Annotated in this window: 11 protein-coding genes; 8 read left to right on the forward strand and 3 right to left on the reverse strand. The window is 60.2% G+C overall.

Going from position 1 to position 18,606, the window contains the following annotated elements; translation table 11 throughout:
• Window positions 1-25: 25 nt before the first annotated feature.
• Window positions 26-670, reverse strand: a complete 645-nt coding sequence (locus tag J3R75_RS01905; protein ID WP_307259615.1) for a flavodoxin family protein — start codon at window positions 668-670, stop codon at window positions 26-28.
• A 1,178-nt stretch (window positions 671-1,848) separates the two neighbouring features.
• Here J3R75_RS01905 and J3R75_RS01910 point away from each other — a divergent pair.
• The 3 genes from J3R75_RS01910 (at window position 1,849) to J3R75_RS01920 (ending at window position 6,749) form a co-directional block, all read left to right on the forward strand.
• Window positions 1,849-2,949 (forward strand): GntR family transcriptional regulator, encoded by a 1,101-nt coding sequence (locus tag J3R75_RS01910; RefSeq protein ID WP_307259616.1) that lies wholly within the window; start codon window positions 1,849-1,851, stop codon window positions 2,947-2,949.
• A gap of 108 nt (window positions 2,950-3,057) precedes the next feature.
• Window positions 3,058-3,780: a DUF1559 family PulG-like putative transporter gene (locus J3R75_RS01915; protein WP_307259617.1), complete on the forward strand. Its 723-nt coding sequence runs from the start codon at window positions 3,058-3,060 to the stop codon at window positions 3,778-3,780.
• 65 nt (window positions 3,781-3,845) lie between these two features.
• Window positions 3,846-6,749, forward strand: coding sequence for a glycoside hydrolase domain-containing protein (locus J3R75_RS01920; RefSeq protein ID WP_307259618.1), 2,904 nt, complete (start codon window positions 3,846-3,848; stop codon window positions 6,747-6,749).
• A 201-nt stretch (window positions 6,750-6,950) separates the two neighbouring features.
• Here the strand turns inward: J3R75_RS01920 and J3R75_RS01925 are convergent, their stop codons facing one another.
• The gene (locus tag J3R75_RS01925; RefSeq protein WP_307259619.1) at window positions 6,951-8,219 is read right to left on the reverse strand and encodes an FAD-dependent oxidoreductase; all 1,269 of its coding nucleotides are present in this window, start codon (window positions 8,217-8,219) and stop codon (window positions 6,951-6,953) included.
• 446 nt (window positions 8,220-8,665) lie between these two features.
• A complete protein-coding gene (locus J3R75_RS01930; protein WP_307259621.1) occupies window positions 8,666-10,765 on the reverse strand; it encodes a glycoside hydrolase family 36 protein in 2,100 nt (699 codons plus the stop codon).
• An 831-nt stretch (window positions 10,766-11,596) separates the two neighbouring features.
• Here J3R75_RS01930 and J3R75_RS01935 point away from each other — a divergent pair.
• The 5 genes from J3R75_RS01935 to J3R75_RS01955 all read left to right on the forward strand — a co-directional run bounded on the left by J3R75_RS01935 (window position 11,597) and on the right by J3R75_RS01955 (window position 18,593).
• Window positions 11,597-12,517, forward strand: coding sequence for a ComEC/Rec2 family competence protein (locus tag J3R75_RS01935; RefSeq protein ID WP_307259622.1), 921 nt, complete (start codon window positions 11,597-11,599; stop codon window positions 12,515-12,517).
• A gap of 239 nt (window positions 12,518-12,756) precedes the next feature.
• Window positions 12,757-13,755, forward strand: a complete 999-nt coding sequence (locus J3R75_RS01940; protein WP_307259623.1) for a uroporphyrinogen decarboxylase family protein — start codon at window positions 12,757-12,759, stop codon at window positions 13,753-13,755.
• Between the two features lie 702 nt (window positions 13,756-14,457).
• Entirely contained in the window at window positions 14,458-16,815 is a 2,358-nt protein-coding gene (locus tag J3R75_RS01945) for a glycosyl hydrolase (protein WP_307259624.1), read from the forward strand.
• A 222-nt stretch (window positions 16,816-17,037) separates the two neighbouring features.
• The gene (locus J3R75_RS01950; RefSeq protein ID WP_307259625.1) at window positions 17,038-18,285 is read left to right on the forward strand and encodes a beta-ketoacyl-[acyl-carrier-protein] synthase family protein; all 1,248 of its coding nucleotides are present in this window, start codon (window positions 17,038-17,040) and stop codon (window positions 18,283-18,285) included.
• A 62-nt stretch (window positions 18,286-18,347) separates the two neighbouring features.
• Window positions 18,348-18,593 (forward strand): acyl carrier protein, encoded by a 246-nt coding sequence (locus tag J3R75_RS01955; RefSeq protein WP_307259626.1) that lies wholly within the window; start codon window positions 18,348-18,350, stop codon window positions 18,591-18,593.
• The last annotated feature ends 13 nt before the right edge of the window (window positions 18,594-18,606 follow it).

An 18,606-nucleotide genomic window follows, 5' to 3' on the forward strand; every position in this document is an offset into this window, starting at 1 on the left:
CGCCCACGCCGCGCCATGCTCAGCCCTACGCCATGGCCTTGCCCATGGCGTAGGCGTCCTGGCAGTCCTTGGGGAACTGCTGGCGGTGCACGTCCTCTTTGTGCGCGGGATCAAAACGCGGCGCGTCGTACTTGCTGTAGTCCTGAAATTGCTTGGTGTCGCAGACATATAGCGTCTTCGCCTCCGACCCATACAGCATTTTCACGAAAAAGCGCGACATCCCAAAACGCTCTTCGTAGCCAAAAGCGCCCATCTGCTCTCGGGGCACATTCATGGTGTAGACGAAAGAAATCGGATATTTCTTGTTCACCAGCGACGTGCGCTCGGCATCGTAACGAATGACTGGGAAAAAGAAGCGCTCCATGAACGCCCGCATCAGGCTGCTTTCGCCGCCCAGATACACCGGCGTGCCCAGAATCAGCCCGTCGGCATCCGCCAGCTGGTCAAAAACCGCCCGCAGATCGTCCCTTACGGCGCAGCGGCCATAACTCGGGCCACCCTTGACCTTACAGGCAAAACAGCTGACGCAGCCACTGAAACGCAGGTCGGCAAGATGAATCAGCGCCGTCGTGGCTCCAGCCTCGGCCGCCCCCTTGAGCGCATGCTCCAATACCGTCGCCGTGTTGCCACTACGCCGGGGACTGCCGTTGATCGCGTATATCTTCTTCATGTCTTCCCTTTCGTGTTAACTGCCTCGCTATGCTCAATCACGCAACGCCCAGCCCCGCCCGCACTCGCGGCCGGCTCCGCGCGCACCTTCAATATGCTCCCGAACGCACGACTGACAAGGCCCGCCGACACACACTCCATCCGTATGTAATCGGTCAACCATTGATACCAGCCGGTCCTGGGGGACGCCTTGGACCGCTGGGACTACTTGACGGCGGCGCAGGGACGAGGACTCACGATTCATGAGGCATGGTCCCATGGATTGGACTGTGGGGACGCTAGGGACCATGGGGAATGACACATTGGACTCAGGGGACTGATGGCCGACGCCTGGGACTCCTAGGAACCACGTTTTGCGGCAGGTTTTCGCAGCCGGATCCGACCGATCAGACAGATCAGACCGATCAATCAACCGGATCCGACCGATCAGACAGATCAGACCGATCAATCAACCGGATCCGTCCGATCCGTCCGATCCGTCCGATCCGTCCGATCCGTCCGATCCGTCCGATCCGTCCGATCCGTCCGATCCGTCCGATCCGTCCGCGATAAAAGACGATCGATCAGACAGATTGGCCACGTTCGGCCCGGAGGGCCGCACCATGCATAACCCCTGGTGAGGCGCCCGGAGGGCGCCGCAACCAGGGGTATGACAGCAATTTAGAATTGCGCCCGGAGGGCGCCACATTGGCCAGGCACGTCGTGGCCAACCGCGCTAGACGGCGACATGTCGGGCATCCAATATCACCCCCAAGTTAGCAAGCGTGTTCCATTGCCCCTTTGGCCCCAGTCAGCTTCGCCGACTGGGGCCAAAGGGGCCGAGCAACACGAACAGAGTCGCCGTTGTACCCAGGGCGGCGCACGCCTACAGCGTGCTTGCCCTGGGCTGGCATGTTTCGCGCTTTCAGCGCTGCTGTCGCTTCGCGGCCAGGGAAACACACACGTTTGGCTCCGCCTGAATCTCTACGGCTCAATTATCAATGGGTGACCGAATTCTCCGTATTTGCCAGCGCCCCGACCCTCACTCGCAGCGCACCGCCAACGCCGGCAAGCCACAAACAATCTTTTTTTATCTTTTTTTGCCGAAAGTCTTGACTTGGCACCAAAGATATTGTAACATTTAGCATAACAGTTTAGGAAGAGTATGATAACGGTATGTTATTAATGAGGATATGAGCTATGAACATCACGTCTAAGCGAAAGAATCTGGCTCAAAGCATCCGCAATCAACTCTACAACAAAATCATGGCCGGTCAGTACCGCAGCGGCACCGCATTGGCTTCCAACAAGGAATTGGCCGAGGAATTCGGCGTGTCGGTTCTTACCGCCGACCGCGCGGTACGCCAGTTGGTTGTCGAAGGCCTGGTCTATCGCGAGCAAGGCCGCGGCACCTTCGTCAGCGAACTGCCAAGCAAGACCGGCACCAGGACCTACCGCATCGGCATCGGCGATGTTAATCACTTCCCCCTGACGCCCGCTCTAAAAGACGCCCTTGACGCCATTCCAAAGACCCTCTCCATGACGCTCAGAGAGCAGCATTGCGAGCCGTCACTGCTGGAATACCAGGAAATCGAAAACCGCGACCGCTTCGCCAAAATAGCCGCCACCCTCGATGCGTTCATTCTTTCCCGTGCCTACCTCGACGCGAAAACCATGGCGAATCTGGCAACCGTACCCCAGCTGCCCGTGCTAGTCATCGAAACGGAAACCGTTCTGGATTTGCCATACCACCAAGTCGTAATGGACTGCCGCCGCGGCCTGCAACAAGCAGCCGCAAAAATCACCGCCCTGGCCCCGCCGGACATCATCGCCGTCTATGAACAACACAAACACGGCGTCCTGCGCCTGAGTACGTTCCGGGAAGAACTGGCCGCGGCCGGCTACCCCATGGAGCGCTGTCATGACATCGCCGTCGATGAATGGGGCGTGCGCTCCGGCGTCGCCAGCTACCGCCTCGGCATGAAGCTCAGCAAGGACCTCAAGGTCAAATTCGTCTTCTCGACCTCGGACGTCGTCAGTCTCTCCATGCTTGAAGCGTTCTTCGACGCCGGGCTGAACCCGGGCAAGGACTTCCAGCTGCTCAGCGTGGACAACATCGAGGGTGCCGGCTACTCGCCCTTCGCAACGCCACTGCTCACTACTGTCAACAGCCTGACGCTGCCGGTCGCCCAACGCGCGGCAGAACTCATGCTGCAAATCCTGCAAAAGCCCGCCGATGAACACATCATTGTCAGGCTGCCGTCCGCACTGGTCATCCGCGATACCGCTTTTGCGCCATAAAGCGACAGCGAAGCACACGCGCATTGTCCATGCCGTCGTTGAATAAAGAGTCCTTCCGTACCGTGAATCCACAACATGAAAAATGAAATCAGCCCGGGAGTCACAAGCATGAGCACGACAACAAACTACGGCGAACGGTCACACAACGGTGAGAGCAACATGCGTCATGAGCTGCAACCAAGCAGCCCCCGCCGGGCTTTCACGCTGATTGAGCTCCTGGTTGTGATTGCCATCATCGCGATCCTGGCGGCGATGCTGCTTCCGGCACTGGCCAAGGCCCGCGAAAAAGCCCGTGCGGCCTCCTGCATCTCCAATTTGAAACAGTACGGGCTGGCTGTTACCACCTACGCAGACGACTCCGATGGCTTCGCACCCAATCAGCTAAGCGGTACCCTCACTTGGACGACGTCGTTCTACGAAGTCGGCTTGGGCATTCCCAAACAAAGCAGCTCATCCATCCCGCCACCGAAGATCGCCTACTGCCCAAGCATGGAAACCAGCGGCTTCACGCTCTATTACCACACCAGCTACGGCCTCAACACCTACTTCACCAGCGGCGCCACCCCGCACAAGCTCACCATGGCGCAAAAACCCAGCGAGAACATGGTCTTCATGGACTGGGCTTCCGTGGGCTCTTCCCCACGCGTCGCCTCGGGCTACAGCGTGAACACCATAACCAGGCAGCAGACCGTCTGCAGGCATAACGGCCAGGCCAATGCCTGTTTCGCCGACGGGCATACCGAGTCCATCAAACAGCAGCAGCTCAATGTGATAGTGGTCGCCGAAACCACCAGCCCGTGGTACCATCAGTTCTGGAACCCCAAAAAATAACCAAGGCATCTCAACGCCGGTGCCGACAAACACTGAATGAGTTGAGAACACGCAGGGTATCACACATGACAGCCTCACGTAAATACCTCCTACACCTTCCCATACTGTGCCTCAGCCTAACGGCGTTCGCCAACGAAACCATATACGACTTCAGCTATGGCGATGTCGGCTTCAACGAAACTCTGCCGCCCGAAAAACGTGGCGTCACAGTCATTCGCCCGGAAGAAGGCGCCCAAGGCCTGCTCATTCACTACGATAAATACGCGGTTGGCAACGCAACCTGGCCATACGTCGATATCAAAGCCTCAGCCATGCGCGGCAGCGACTGGAGCGGCTATATCACCCTCGTCATCAAAAGCGAAAACCCCGGCCCGGCCATCACGGACTTCAAAGTGACTCTCCGTGACAAGACGGGTAAAAGACACACGGAAAGTGTCGCCCTGCCGGCAAACGCCACCAGTGATGTTGGTATTGACCTGACAAAACTGGCCGACAAAATCCAGCTCGCTCAGATCAGCCGCATTGATTTCGCCCTGGCCAAGCCCACGACAGCAACCCGCGTCAAACTCATATCGCTCGCCCTCACCAAGGACGCCATGCCATCGGCCACCGCCGGCGCCGGCGCCGGCGCAGCTACGGCAACAGACCCCAACCGTATTGTCACAAGGCTTTACGATCTGCGCGGCGATATCATGCGCGGCGCAACAATCACGCAGGGCCTGCGCATCAGCGCAAACGACTTTGCTGACATCAAAGTGAGCAATGACGCCTGGCTAGACGGCGCCCCGCGCTATCCGTCGTTGACTCTCCGCGCCGACCAAGGCGGCGCCCTCGGCCAAGGCGATCTGGGCTACATGACCCATATCGCTTACAACCTCGAACAGGTCGCCGGCTATGGAAACTACCTGGGCATGATGATCGCTGCCGGGGGCAAGCGTATGTGGCACGGCATCGGCACTCTCGGCGAGGGCTTCCCAAGCAATGACTCACAACAGCTGTGGGAATCGGCGCTCGACCTGGGCAACGCCGAGTCCCTGGTCATCACTTCCGTCGGCTCCTTCAACGCCCACACCTTCAGAATCAACCAACTCCAATTTGAATTCCGACCGGAAGCCCTGCTTGATCAAGTGAATGCCACCCTGGCCCTCGTCTCCCGCCAGGCCCTCGACCAGGCGGAAAGAGCCCAGCTCGACGCCATGGCCCAAGCCCTAACCACCGCCTACGCCAAGGTAAAAGGCGGCACCTTCAGATATGGCGACGCCATGGACTTCAATCGCCGCGCCAGCGACACGAAACAAAACGCGCTGACCCTCCTGCGCCGCCACAACGCCCGCATTCTGCCAGCAATGACCGCCAAACAATTCGGCGTCGGCATCGCCGACAGCATGACGTCCGTATTCCTGGAAGGCCCGGGATCGGAAATAGTCCCGGCGACGGCGCACACGCTGGATATGGCCGGCAATGAATACGAGAGCTTCCAAGTGGTCGTCGCCGCAACCGACAGCGCCCTGCTAAACGTCCGCGTCGAAGTCGAAACGCCTCTTGACGCGCGGGGCAATGCCATCGCGGCAGACGTCGCGGTGGTCGGCCACGCGCTGAACAAGCGCCACAATTACCCGCAGGAACACATCGGCCACTATCCCAATTTCATCATCCCCTACCAGCAGAGCTGCGATGTCGCCGAGCACGAAACCGTCGCTTTCTGGGCGCGCCTCAAGACCCCGCGCGACGCACCTCCCGGCACCTACCGCGCCACGCTGCGCGTCAGCGCCGACTCCGTCGCGCCCTACAGTTTTCCCCTGCTGGTCAATGTCTTCAACTTCTCCCTGCCTGACGGCACGGTCCTGCCAACGGCATTCCACGTCCTGGAGCCCCGCATGACTGGCTTCTACAAGGCGAATGACGAGCCGGAAAAGTCGCAGGCGCTCGCCCGCAATCTCATCGACGTCTGCGCCGACTACAAAATCCCCTTCAATCACCTCTACTGGGAACAGACCACCGCCGATTCACGCCGCAACTATTTCGACAAACTCAAGTACCTCCACGACAAGGGCCTGCTCACCAGCTTCGCCTGGTGCACCCTGCAGCTGACCAGCACTCCCGGACACAGCCGCTTCAATACCAGTTACTGGATGGACCCCGACGACCCAGAGGTCGATCGTTTCATCACCAGTGTCAAAGAACACCTGGATAAGTGGCTGCCGCTCTGCCGGGAATTCGGCTTCGCCGACAAGGGCTACATCTACGCCTTCGATGAAGGAAGTCTCAACGCGGTGACCGCGCGCATTCTGGCGGAAATCAAGCAGAGCTACCCAGACATTCCGGTCATGACCTGCGGACGCTTAGGCAGCCCCGATGCGCCAGCAGTCAAGGACGTGGACATCTGGGTGCCCATCACCCCACGCTTTATCGCCCGCCCAGAGCTGGTCGCGGCAAACCGGGCGGCGGGCCGACAGGTGTGGTGGTACGTCTGCAATTTCCCGCGCCCGCCACACCCCACCTTGATGCTTGACGTCCCCGCCATCATGCCCCGGCTCCTCATGGGCATGATGACCCAAAAATACCGTCCGGACGGCTTCCTCTACTGGGGCGTCATCGCTTGGCGGGGCAAGCAGCACGATATCATCAGCTACGGGCCACGCACCAACTGGGACTCCGAAACTGTCGCCGGCGACAGCGAAGAAGGCAATCTCTTCGGTCCCGGCCTGAACTACACCCTGCTGCCAACTATCCGCGTCGAAAATTACCGCGACGGCTGCGAAGATCACTGGTACTACGAACTCCTCGCGCGCGCAATCGCCAACCACGCGAACGACGTGGACGAGACGCTCCTCGCTGAAGCCAAAGCCGCCCTGGCAGTCCCCGACATCATCGTCAAGGGGTCCAGCGAGTACACCAGGGACCCGCAGATCATCCGCAATCAGCGCCACAAGGTCGCGTCACTGCTGGAAAAACTGCGCCAGAAATAGGCGCGGCGATCACCAGCGCATGATCACCGGCGACAACACCAGGCCGGCCAACAACAATTACCCCCATACGCCTGCACCACCAGCATAAAAAACGCCCGGTCGCGGCTGCGAATTCTGCCTGCTACCGGGCCACGCTATCTTGCCAGCCGCGTGGGGACGCCCAATCGGCACCCGACGCCGTAGGCGGCAAACGACCGCCTCTCAGATATGGCCGTTGTTGTCGGCCACGCTTGAGTCGGTGCCGGGCTGGGGAATCAGCGCGTCATCGAAGTGAATCATGACCTTCGACGCGGCCATCTGCTGCTGCAGGGTCGGCACGCAGATGTCGCTGATGGCCTGTTTGCCATCCAAGGCCATCGCGGCCGCCAGGCCGGCGGCCTGGCCGGTGAGGATGGCCGGCGGAATGACCCGCAAAAGATCCCAGCCATAGCCATCGCCCGACGCTGAGCGGCCCGCCGTGATGATGTTGTCGTAGTTCTTGCGGATCAGCACGCGATACGGCACTTCGTAGAGGAAGTCGCGCTGCTCAAAATCGCAAATGGCACCGACCGAGTCGTCAAAATGCCGATACTGGTCCGCGACCGTCAGGGTGTAGTCGCCGTCAATGCGCCGCGTCGTGCGGAACTGCGCCATGGTCGGCAACATCGCCACGTCGCGACTGATGCGTGACTGATCCTTGAGCTTCGAGAACAACAGTAGCTGATTCTTGATCAGATAGTCGTTGACGCTTTCCACTGTCGTGCCCGTGAAAAAGGGCATGCCCTCGGGATGATTGCCGCCATAGAGATTGGCGCCGCCACCACTGCAGCCGCCAAAGGCCTTCTGGATATTCTGCGCTTCAACCGCCGCCTTGCAGCTCTCCAGCGTCACCGTCTTGCCGACGTAGGTGAAGTAATTGTGGCCCTGCACGGTGGGCACCCCGGCGCGATACAGCACATCAGCATCGCCCGTGGTATCGACGACCATGCCGGCACCATAGAATTCCCGGCCGGACTTGCTTTCCATGATGAGGCCGCGGCAGTGCGTGCCGTCCATCACCACATTGGCGACGATGCAGTCGAAGAGCATGGTGATGCCCTCGCGCGCCAGCAGGTCCGTCATTGCCAGCGCAAAAATGTACGGCGAATAACGCGTGACGTAGCGCACGTTGGTCTTGCCCTGCCCAGGCTCGCCCTCGCGCCATTCCTTGGGAATGCTGTCATAGCCGTATTTGATCGACAGCTCCAGGAGCTCGTCGGCCATGCCGTAGATGATCTTGGTGCCGCGGCCATTGCACATCGGCACAAAATAGTTGATCAGACCGATGGTCGCCAAACCGCCCAGCAGCACCGTCTTCTCTACCAACAACACGCTCTTGCCTGACCGCCGCGCCGCCAGAGCCGCAGCCACACCAGCAACACCACCACCAGCGACAATGACGTCGTAACTGCCACGAACCGGTATCGTTTCTGTAAATGCCAACGTTTCCATGCTCAACTCGTGCCTTTCCTATCTGGCCGTTCTCTCGGCGCGCCAATCAATGCCTATTCCGAACCAACTCACAAACGCGCGTTACTATATCACCCGACGGGCCGTCCAACTCAATACTGTATGTTGACGATTCCAAGTGAATTTGCATTCCCTCATTCATTGATACTCGTTGTCCTTGCGGCCTTTTTGACCGCCCTGCCGCACAAACCGTCATCCCGTTGCCATTTTAGCGCTGAAAGCGCGACCTAAGATAGCCCAGGGTAAGCGACGCCGAAGGCGGAGCGCAGCCCTGGGTAAAACGCCATAGATGTCTGTGTTCCTCAGCCCCTTCGGTCCCAGTCGGCGAAGCTGACTGGGACCGAAGGGGCAATGGAACTCACATTCCTTTAATGCAGTCCCCCCATCAAGGCAGGAAAGTAACGGTTGCATACAAAGCGTTGGGCCATTCAGCCGCAACGGCCCATGAACAGCCGGGCGCTTTTTTCCGGCAGGGCGACGTGGATCGCCTCGCCGTCGGCCGTGAAACGCCAGTCGCAAGGCAGCGTCGTCGGATAGACGCAACGCAGTTCCCGCAAGGCACCGCCGGGCAAGGGAATGTCCATCTCGGTGGGGCCGCCATTGAAGTGCCACACGGCCAGCACGACCCGGTCGGCGCTGCGCAGCATGAAGGCGCTCCAGGCATCGCCATTGCTGACCAGGCCCAGCGGCCAGTACGGATCGGCGGCCGGAATGATCGACCGCAGAGTCGTCTTGTACAGCGTAATGGCCTCGCGCATCAGCGCCAACTTGTCCTCCGCTAGAGCCCATATCTGTCCGCTCACGTAGGGCCGCCAGCACAAAGCCGACACCATGTTCATCACCACTTCTTCGTCGCTGGCCGTCGCCAGCGGATAGGCCCAAACGCCCGCCTGCTCCATGCAGAAGGTCGTCGCGCTATTGATCGATATCAGCGCGTTGCGCAGATAGTTGGTGTTGTCCGTCGTCGAACAAATGCTCAGACGCGACAGCAGGCTGTAGCTGTTGCGCATACCGCCGGAACTGCAGTTTTCAATCACCAGGTCGGGATAACGCGCAAGCACCTCGTCCAGCCAGGACATGTACGCGCGCTGATGCTGCAGCAGGCCGTCGCCAAAACTGTCCGCCGCGATTTCGGTGCCGACGCCGATGTCGAAATTGTAATCCATTTTGATGAAGCGCACGCCCATGTCACCGACCAGCCGGTCCACCACGGCGTTGGCATGCCGCCGGACGATGTCCGAACGGAAATCCAGCTGCAGCGACGACCGTTCAATGACCCGCCGGCCATGGCGGCAGAAGAAGCATTCGTCGGGCCATTGCTTGACCAGTGGGCAGTTCATGCCCATGCGTTCCAGCTCAAGCCACAAACCGGGTTTGAGGCCCTTGGCGACCATATGGTCCAGCACCTGCTGGAGCCCGCCCGGGAAACGCTTCGCCGATGGCAGCCATTCGCCCACCGAGTCCCACCAGGCGCCGTCGGCATACCAGCCGGCGTCCATGACGTAGTACTCCACCCCGAGAGCCGCTGCCCGATCAATCAGCGGCATGACTTTCTCAGTGGTCGGATCGGCATTCAGGCAGTTCATGTAGTCGTTGAATATCACCGGCAGCTGACGATTGTCGGGATTGTCCCGGCGAATGCGCCGACGATAGCGATTGAGCGCGCGGAAGGCCTCGTCCGGCCCGCCAGAAACGACTGCGACGGCCGCCGGCACGGAACGAAACTCTTCGCCTGGCGCGAGCTGCTTGAACCACTGGTTCTCGGCCTCGCTTGGACCGGACGCCCGCAGATAGAGCTGGCCGCCATGCTCGCCGATCTCCCACGACCACGACCCGTGGTGCTCTATCTGCCAGGCATAACACTCGCCGGTCTCGCTGTTCTCAAAACAACCCAGCGGCGACTTCTCCTTGGACGAGAAGCTGCCGGTGTTGCTGGCCAGTATCCGCTGCATGGAAAAACGCACCGGGCTCATCTGCGTCATGCCGAGATCCGACATGCTGTAAGACCGCCACTGCAGCTCTTCCATCCAGCTGTTGTAGGCAATGTGCACGCGCCCACAGGCGCCCCAGGGCGTCGTGCTGGCCTTGCAGAGGCCGTGCAGGGCAAAACTCGACACAAACTCAATCGGTATGTCCTGGCTGCCGCGATTGCGCAGCACGGTCTCGCTGCGCAACACCGGCACGCCGTCAAAAAACTGCAGCTGCGTGCTGATCTCAAGATCGCCGGCACCCTGCACCAGCGTGAGCAGCCGACCGTGTTCGTTCCGCGTATCCTCATGACGTTCATACTGCGGCGCACCGACCGGCCCGCCCGGATTGGTCCCCAGCTGCTTGCCACCACGGTGCGCCCCGCGGTTCTCGCCCGAACGATGAACCTCCACCAGCCGGCAGTTCTTCCTGAAGCCCTCGCTTAGCGACGCGTCGCCGGTGAATGGCGCCGCCGAACAGTGCCGCAGGTACAGCGTGCCCGTCGCCTCGTCCTTATCTATCACCACATGGAGGCCATTTTCCGTAAAATCCAACAACATGACACTACTCCTTCGCAATACGCGCGATGACTCCCAAACAACACCTCGCCCAGCCGCACAAACGCCTGTTGACGACCTTCTCACGGCGGCAAATCATCAACATATCTCCCACACGACCTCCCGCATAATCGCCAAAACACAAAACCCGGCGACGACGTAAACTGATTGGTGCTGCGCTGGGGCGAGGACTCACGGACTCATGAGGCATGGTCCCATGAATTGGACCGTGGGGACTTCCGGGACCGCGGGGAATGACGCAGTGGACGCAAGGGACTGATTGAGGACCTCTTGGACTTCAGGGACTGATTGCCAATATCTGGGACTCCTGAAAACGACGTTTTGCGGCAGGTTGTCGCAGACCAATCCGACCGATCCGACCGATCCGACCGATCAGACCGATCAGACCGATCCGACCGATCAATCAACCGGATATGTCCGATCCGTCCGATCCGTCCGATCCGTCCGCGATAAAAGACAGTCGATCAGACAGATCGGCCAAGTTCGGCCCGAAGGGCCGGACCATGCGTAACCCCGGGTGAGGCGCCCGGAGGGCGACGCAACCCGGGGTATGACAACAACATAGAGTTGCGCCCGGAGGGCGCCACATTGGCTAGGCACGTCCCTTCCCACCGCGCCGGAGAGAGGCATGCCTAGTATCCAGTAGCAATCACAGACCAATAACGTGACGACGTAATCGGTCAGCCCTTGACATTGGCTACCTGACTGGCATACAGTACCCACCGCTGACCGATTACGAACTCAGCAACGACGTGGCGGATATAATTGCGGACAGACCCAACCTGATCGGATAGCTTAAAAGGAAAGTACACCATGGGTGTTATGCGTTTTACGACCCTGGCGATGGAGAACATCGGCGGCGGTGCCGGCACTGCGATCGTCATCCAATGTCCCAATGGCAAGACCTACATGGTCGACACGGGTCTTGGCGGCTGGGACAAGGATACCTGGGCGCAGCAGTACAATTGCGGTCGCGACGCCATCGCGCCCTTCCTGGCCGCGCGCGGAATCACCAAGCTGGACGGGCTCATTGTCAGCCATGCGCACGCCGACCACTTCGGCGGCTTCGTCTGGATGTGGAATCACTTCCCCATTGACGAACTCATGGACCCGGGATACACGCTGCCGGCGCGCCTCAATGCCAACTACACTCAAGAACTGCAGTTCTACGACGAATTACGCGCCGCCTATTGCGCCGCCCCCGGACACGCCTACCGCAAAATCCTCGCGGGCGACACCCTCGCCTGGGACGACGAGCTCAAGGTCGACATTCTCTCGCCGCCAGCAGCATACTACGACGAAATCCCGGACGAGGCCGCCCCCGGCCGGATTGCGCAGGACAAGCCCTGGCATCACCTCCTCAACGCCAACGCCACGGCCCTGCGCATCACCCATGGCAAAATCAGCGTCTTTATTGTCGGTGACATCCAGAAGGACTATCTCCTCCACTATCTCTGGCCACGCCTGACGCCCGAGCAGAAAAAATGCAGCATCTGCGTGCTTCCTGCCCACGGCATCCACAGCTCTGCCGAGGAAGTCGCCGCCACCCGCCCGCAAGTCGCCATCGCCTCCCTCTGGATGCCCTGGGCCGCTAAAATACCGGCCAACAAACTCTACGGCGAAGCCGGCGCCTGCGTCTATGCCACCGGCGCCCACGGGAATATCGAAATCGTCTCCAACGGCGACAACTACCAAGTCGTCTGCAGTAAAACTTTTCTGCCGGAAGACAACTAAACGCCCGGGACTCTGATGACAAAAAAACGCCGGGCGCCGCCCGCATTGGCGTAGGCCTCATGTGTGAACTCAGTGTACCTGCCCAGCGGCGACACTTGTTGTATGCGCATTCAGGTCGCCGCGACAACACGCGGCATGACGTGATTTCCGCTGGCGTATTGACAAGCGCCGGGAGAACCCTGACAGTATCGACTGGGCAATCACACCTTCGTCACCATAAGCAGAAAAGGACCACGACCATGCGCCAACCCGATTTTGACCAGTTGCTGAAAGTCCTGGCCCGTGAAGTGCCCGACCGACCGACCCTCTTCGAATTTTTTCTGAACGGGCCGTTGTACGAGCATTACTGCGGTTACAAACTCACTGCCGGCAATGCCGCCCAGTCCCTGGCCGACGCTTTCGCCGCCGCCGGTTACGACTATTGCACCCTCACCGGCTATGGCATCGATTTTCCCCGTGGCGAGTTTCACCGCGAAAAATCCATTTCGTTGAATGAAGGAGCGATGATCGGCAGCTGGGAGGACTTCGACCGCTATCCCTGGCCGGACGTCGCCGTCGCGAACTACTCGCCGCTGGCGACGACCAAGCTCCGCGACGGCATGAAGATCATCGCCCACGGCCCCTGCGGCGTGCTGGAAAATCTCATTCGCCTGGTCGGCTACGACCGGCTGTGTCTGCTGCTGGCGGATGACCCCAGTTTAGTCAAGGCCGTGACGGATCGAATCGGAGCCATTCTGCTCCTGCATTATGAACGCTGCCTGGAATTTCCGCAGGTCGGCGCCTGCATCTCGAATGACGACTGGGGTTTTCAGCAGCAGCCCATGTTGAGTCCAAACGACATGCGCGCGTACATCATCCCCTGGCACGTCAAAATTGTCAACACGATCCATGCGGCCGGGCTCCCAGCCATCCTCCATTCCTGTGGCAACGCATTCACCTGCGGCCTGATTGACGACGTCATCGATATCTGTCATTTCGACGCGCGCCATTCCTTCGAGGACAAAATCCTGCCGGTGGAAGAAGCCTATGAACGCTACCACCAACGCATCGCCACCCTCGGCGGCATCGACCTGGATTTTCTCTGCCGAAGCTCGCCCGCGAAAATCCGCCAGCGCTCGCTGGCCATGCTCGAACGAGCAGCAGCGCGCGGCGGCTACGCCCTGGGCTCGGGCAATAGCATCCCGGAGTACGTCCCCATGGAAAACTACTTCGCCATGGTCGGAGCCGTGACCGGCTGACGCCACGCCGCAACCCAACCCAGCGGCAAGTGTCCTCTGCCCCCCAAAGGCATCTCCTGTCTTCTCTGAGTCTCGGAGCAACACCCTTTTTGCGCCCTCCCAGCGGATTCTCTTTCGTCTTCCTTGGCAATGGCCCACCGCCCCCACGCGACGCGCTGAACCGCTGTCAAGTCTTCTTACCAATGCAGCGTTATCCGGCGGTAATCAGTCAGTGATTGATAACCAAAACTGTGGTGCCTCTACGAGGCACTGTCTGTTGACAGGCTGCGTCCCCAGGCTAAAGCCTGGGGTTAAGCATGGTTATGCGCCTACGGCGCAAATACATGGATATTGAATGATGGTTGTTTTTGGCCCAGATCGGACAAGGCAAGTCGTCAGATCGGCCAAGTTCGGCCCGGAGGGCCGCACCATGCATAGCCCCGGGTGAGGCGCCCGGAGGGCGCCGCAACCCGGGGTGTGACAGCAACTTGGAATTGCGCCCGGAGGGCGCCACATTGGCGAGGCACGCGCGTCTCACGCGCCAGCCAGAGGCATGCCGTGCATCCGTTACCAATCACTGACCGATTACATCCGGCGCGGTAACAGCTGGCATATTGGCGCGGCAATGGCAAATTCATGTATCGCCAAGCGGCCTTGGCCGCAATACTCCTATCTCAGCCACATTACTCCGCTCTGCCACCCGCCATGTGAGGACTCCTTGCCATGCTCAGCGTATCCCAGCTTACCACACCACCGCCGGAATGCTCGCCAGCCTATTTCTGGCAGATCAACGGCCAGGTGGACATACCCATGCTCATTGACGAACTGCGGGCCATGCACGCCAATGGCCTCAACGCGGTCTGTCTGCATCCCTTTCCTGACGAATTTCGCCCGAAGATGATGCCCGCACGAGTGAGCATCCCCTACTTGTCTCCCGAGTGGTTGGCGATGACGCGTGCCCTCTGCGAAGAATGCCGGCGCCTGGGCATGAACTACTGGCTGTACGACGAAGGCGGCTGGCCGTCAGGCGGCGCCGGCGGGCAAGTGTGGCAAAACGCCAAAGACAAAGAAGCCGTGCAGCAGCGCGTGTACAAGCTGGAAAATGGCCAGGCCGTCCTCAAAATCCTCGGTGCCAACCCGCAGGTCGCCGCGCCCTACCCCGACGTGCTCAACCCGGCCGTCACCCGCGAATTTCTGCGCATCACCCACGAGCAATACGCAAAGTACCTCGGCGAATTTTTCGGCCGCGAAATCACCTTTGTCTTCACCGACGAGCCCGGCACCGCCCATTGTTCGCCGGGGACGCTGGGCAGCACCGCCGACTTCATCGCGCAATTCCGCAAACTCAAGGGCTACGACGTCACGCCTTTTTTGCCCGCGTTGCTCGCCGTGGAGAAAGGCGACGAGCCCAGCGAGGTCACGACTGCGCGCATGGACTACCACGACGTGCTCTCGACCCTCTTTGCCCGGCGCTTTCTGGCGCCCATCCGCCGCTGGTGCCGGCGCCACGGGCTCCTCTCAGGCGGCCACTTTTCCGGCGAGGACACCCCCGCCGGCAACCGCTTTGGCACCTACGGCAACATCATGCAGTCCCTGCGCATGCTCGACGTCCCCGGCGTGGACGCCATCTGGCGGCAGCTCTTTCCCGGCCAGCGGGTCCATCCCTTCCCCAAATACGCATCCAGCGCGGCGCATCAAAATGGCAATCGCTTCGCCCTCGCCGAAATTTTCGCCGTGTACGGCAATGCGCTGTCGCCGGCGGAGATGCGCTGGCTGGTGGACTACATGCTCGTGCGCGGCATCAACCTGATAGTCCCGAGCAAGATCTCCACCTGCCATCGCGAGCATTTCATGTCGGGCATCCGTCCGCATTTTGGTCGGGTCAACCCCCTGTGGCCCTACATGAAAGAATACCATCAGTACATTGAACGCAGCTGCCATCTCTTGTCCCTCGGCAAACCACATTGCCCCAGCGCCGTCTATTTCGACATCCGCTCCATCTGGGCCGGCGGCACAGCCATGGCCGAGGCCATCCGCCGACACGAAGACGTCGCCAAAGCCATGAGCGAAAAACAGTGCGACTTCGACTACCTCGACGACGACGCCCTCGCCAAGGCCCGCGTCAAAAACGGCTCGCTGCTGGTCGGCAAGATGCGCTACCGCTGCCTAGTCATCCCCACGGCAGGCCATATGAGCGATGCGGCGAAAAACACGCTTCAGGCATTCACCCAGGCCGGCGGGACCGTCCTCGACGCCGCCAGCGCCGACAAGGCCGAACGCAGCGCGATCATCAGTCCCGACAATCCCGCCATCCGCGTCTGCAAGCGCGTCGTTGGCAGCAACGCCATCTATTTTGTGGTCAATGAAAGCGCGGAAGCCCAGTCGTTCGCCATCACGCTGCCCGAGAAAAAGGCCGTGAGCCACTACAGCCCCGAAGACAACCGCGTCACCGCGCTGACCAGCGACCAGGGCCGCTTCTCCTGGCACTTGCCTGCGTATTCGGCGACCTTCTTCATCACCGGCGCCATCGCCGGCGTCGGCAAGCCCCGCCACCCAACACCAGCGGAAGTAGCCCCGTCTGTCTTACAGCGCCTGGACGGCGCCTGGACCATCCAGGCCCGCCGGCGCATCTATCCTGGCACCGACGACTTTGTCTGCGAAGACCTGCACGAAGCGCCACGCCCATGCGCGCTCGGCGATTGGCGGCCTGTCCTCGGCAACGACTTCAGCGGCGAGGCGACCTATCGCTGCACCTTCACCCTCGCTCAGGCACAGCGCATTATCCTCGATCTCGGCGATGTCGGCTATGCGTGCAAGGTCGCCGTCAACGGCAAGGCCCTGCCGCCAAAATTCCTGCCGCCATACTGTTTTGATATCAGCGCCGTCGTGCGAGCGGGCCGCAACGACTTGGATGTCACCGTCGCCAATACTCTCGCCAACGCGCTCGCACCAGACGCCGTGCTCAAACAATGGGCTGAAAAATGGCCCCTCCAATACGAAGACAAACAACGGCCATTCGAAAACGAACACCACGAAAGCGGTCTCTTCGGTCCAGTGACTCTCCTGGAGGATTACGACTAAGGCATGATCCGACTGATCCGTCCGATCCGACCGCGGAAAAGACAACCGCTCACCGGTGCCGCCTCCCCCCGGCGCGGACACTTTTCCCAGCAGAAGTTTTCGCATATTGCGGCCATCGCCTTATATTACGTGTTCCTCATTGTACCTTGATCCATTCTGTGGACTGCGTGTCCCTGCCTGTATTTACACCCTGAATTGGCGACCTTAGCCAGCAACAAACGTATGAACAAGCCAGACAAAGAACGCGTTGTCATCACGGGCGTCGGCCTGACTGCTCCCAACGGCAACAGCTTAGGCGAATTCCGCCAGAACCTCCTTAACGGCGTATCCGGCGTCAAGGCCTTTGAAACGCGCTATTTTGGGCCAACGATTGCCGGCATCTGCAGTTTTGACCCACTCAAATATCAAAAACGCAAAGAGTTGCGCATTGGCACTCGCGCGGGCTCCATCTCGATCTACTGCGTCCACGAGGCGCTAGCGGACGCTGGCATCCGCATTGGTCAGGACGTCACCAGCGACCGCGCCGGTGTGTTCATCGGCCTCACCGAGCACGGCAATGTCGAGACTGAAAACGAGATCTACGAGATCAGCAAATACGGGTACCAGACCAAGTACTGGTCGCACTACCACAATCCCCGCACGGTGGCGAACAATCCTGCCGGGGAAGTGACCGTGAACGTCGGCATCACCGGCCCACACTACACCATCGGCGCAGCCTGCGCGGCCGGCAACCTCGGCTGCGTCAACGGCGTGCAGCAGATACTGCTCGGCGAAGTGGACGTCGCCCTCGCCGGCGGCGTGTCCGAAAGCCCCGGCACCTTCGGCATCTTCGCGGCCTTCAACAGCCAGAATGCCCTCGCTCACCATGACGACCCAACCAAGGCCAGCCGGCCTTTTGACAAAACCCGCAACGGCATCGTCGTCTCCGAAGGCGGCGCCATTTACGTGCTGGAGCGCCTCGACCGCGCCAAAGCCCGCGGCGCCAAAATCTACGGCGAAGTCACGGGCTACAGCTACAACTCCGACGCGACCGACATGGTCCTGCCCAACCCCGTACGCCAGGCCGCCTGCATGCGCCAGGCCATTGAACGCGCCGGCCTGACACCCGCCGACATCCACATCGTCAACACCCACGCCACTGGTACGCCCGCCGGCGACATCAAGGAATGCGAAGCGCTCCGCGATGTCTTCGGCGAAAACTGCCCGGATACCTATTTCAACAACACCAAGAGCTTCATCGGCCACTGCATGGGCGCCGCCGCCGCGCTGGAACTGGCCGGCAATCTGGCCAGCTTCCAAGACCACATTGTGCACCCGACCATCAATGTCGACGAGCTCGACCCGCTCTGCATGCTGAACAACCTCGTACTCAACACGCCCGCAACCGCCGGCCGCGTGGACAGCATCCTCAACAACTCCTTCGGCATGCTCGGCATCAACTGCGTGCTCGTCCTCAGCAAATTTGCATAAACAGGCATCATCCTGTATCAATAGCAACAAAAAAACAGTCAACACACGGAGAAAACAGCGACATGACACGTGAAGAAATTTCCCAGGCCATCATTGACATCTTGAACGACATTGTCCCTGATGAAGACTGGTCCGCGCTGACGCCGGAGGAGAATCTGCGGGGCAAACTGGAGTCCATGGACTTCCTGGATGTCATCATGGAGTTGCGCAAGCAGTACGGCGTCGAAGTCCCCGAGAAGGACTACGGCCATTTTGCGACCCTGAAGGGCTGCGCCGACTACCTGGAGCCGTCGCTGGCAAGCAAGTAAAACGTGTGACGCG

Origin of the sequence: Oligosphaera ethanolica, assembly GCF_030814695.1 — a bacterium.
Classification (GTDB): domain Bacteria; phylum Verrucomicrobiota; class Lentisphaeria; order Oligosphaerales; family Oligosphaeraceae; genus Oligosphaera; species Oligosphaera ethanolica.

What these genes read in the sequence shown, in the direction of transcription:
- J3R75_RS01905 (WP_307259615.1), bottom strand. Translation starts at nt 670, where the DNA reads ATGAAGAAGATATACGCGATCAACGGCAGTCCCCGGCGTAGTGGCAAC.
- J3R75_RS01955 (WP_307259626.1), top strand. Translation starts at nt 18,348, where the DNA reads ATGACACGTGAAGAAATTTCCCAGGCCATCATTGACATCTTGAACGAC.
- J3R75_RS01930 (WP_307259621.1), bottom strand. Translation starts at nt 10,765, where the DNA reads ATGTTGTTGGATTTTACGGAAAATGGCCTCCATGTGGTGATAGATAAG.
- J3R75_RS01935 (WP_307259622.1), top strand. Translation starts at nt 11,597, where the DNA reads ATGGGTGTTATGCGTTTTACGACCCTGGCGATGGAGAACATCGGCGGC.
- J3R75_RS01950 (WP_307259625.1), top strand. Translation starts at nt 17,038, where the DNA reads ATGAACAAGCCAGACAAAGAACGCGTTGTCATCACGGGCGTCGGCCTG.
- J3R75_RS01915 (WP_307259617.1), top strand. Translation starts at nt 3,058, where the DNA reads ATGAGCACGACAACAAACTACGGCGAACGGTCACACAACGGTGAGAGC.
- J3R75_RS01940 (WP_307259623.1), top strand. Translation starts at nt 12,757, where the DNA reads ATGCGCCAACCCGATTTTGACCAGTTGCTGAAAGTCCTGGCCCGTGAA.
- J3R75_RS01920 (WP_307259618.1), top strand. Translation starts at nt 3,846, where the DNA reads ATGACAGCCTCACGTAAATACCTCCTACACCTTCCCATACTGTGCCTC.
- J3R75_RS01945 (WP_307259624.1), top strand. Translation starts at nt 14,458, where the DNA reads ATGCTCAGCGTATCCCAGCTTACCACACCACCGCCGGAATGCTCGCCA.
- J3R75_RS01910 (WP_307259616.1), top strand. Translation starts at nt 1,849, where the DNA reads ATGAACATCACGTCTAAGCGAAAGAATCTGGCTCAAAGCATCCGCAAT.
- J3R75_RS01925 (WP_307259619.1), bottom strand. Translation starts at nt 8,219, where the DNA reads ATGGAAACGTTGGCATTTACAGAAACGATACCGGTTCGTGGCAGTTAC.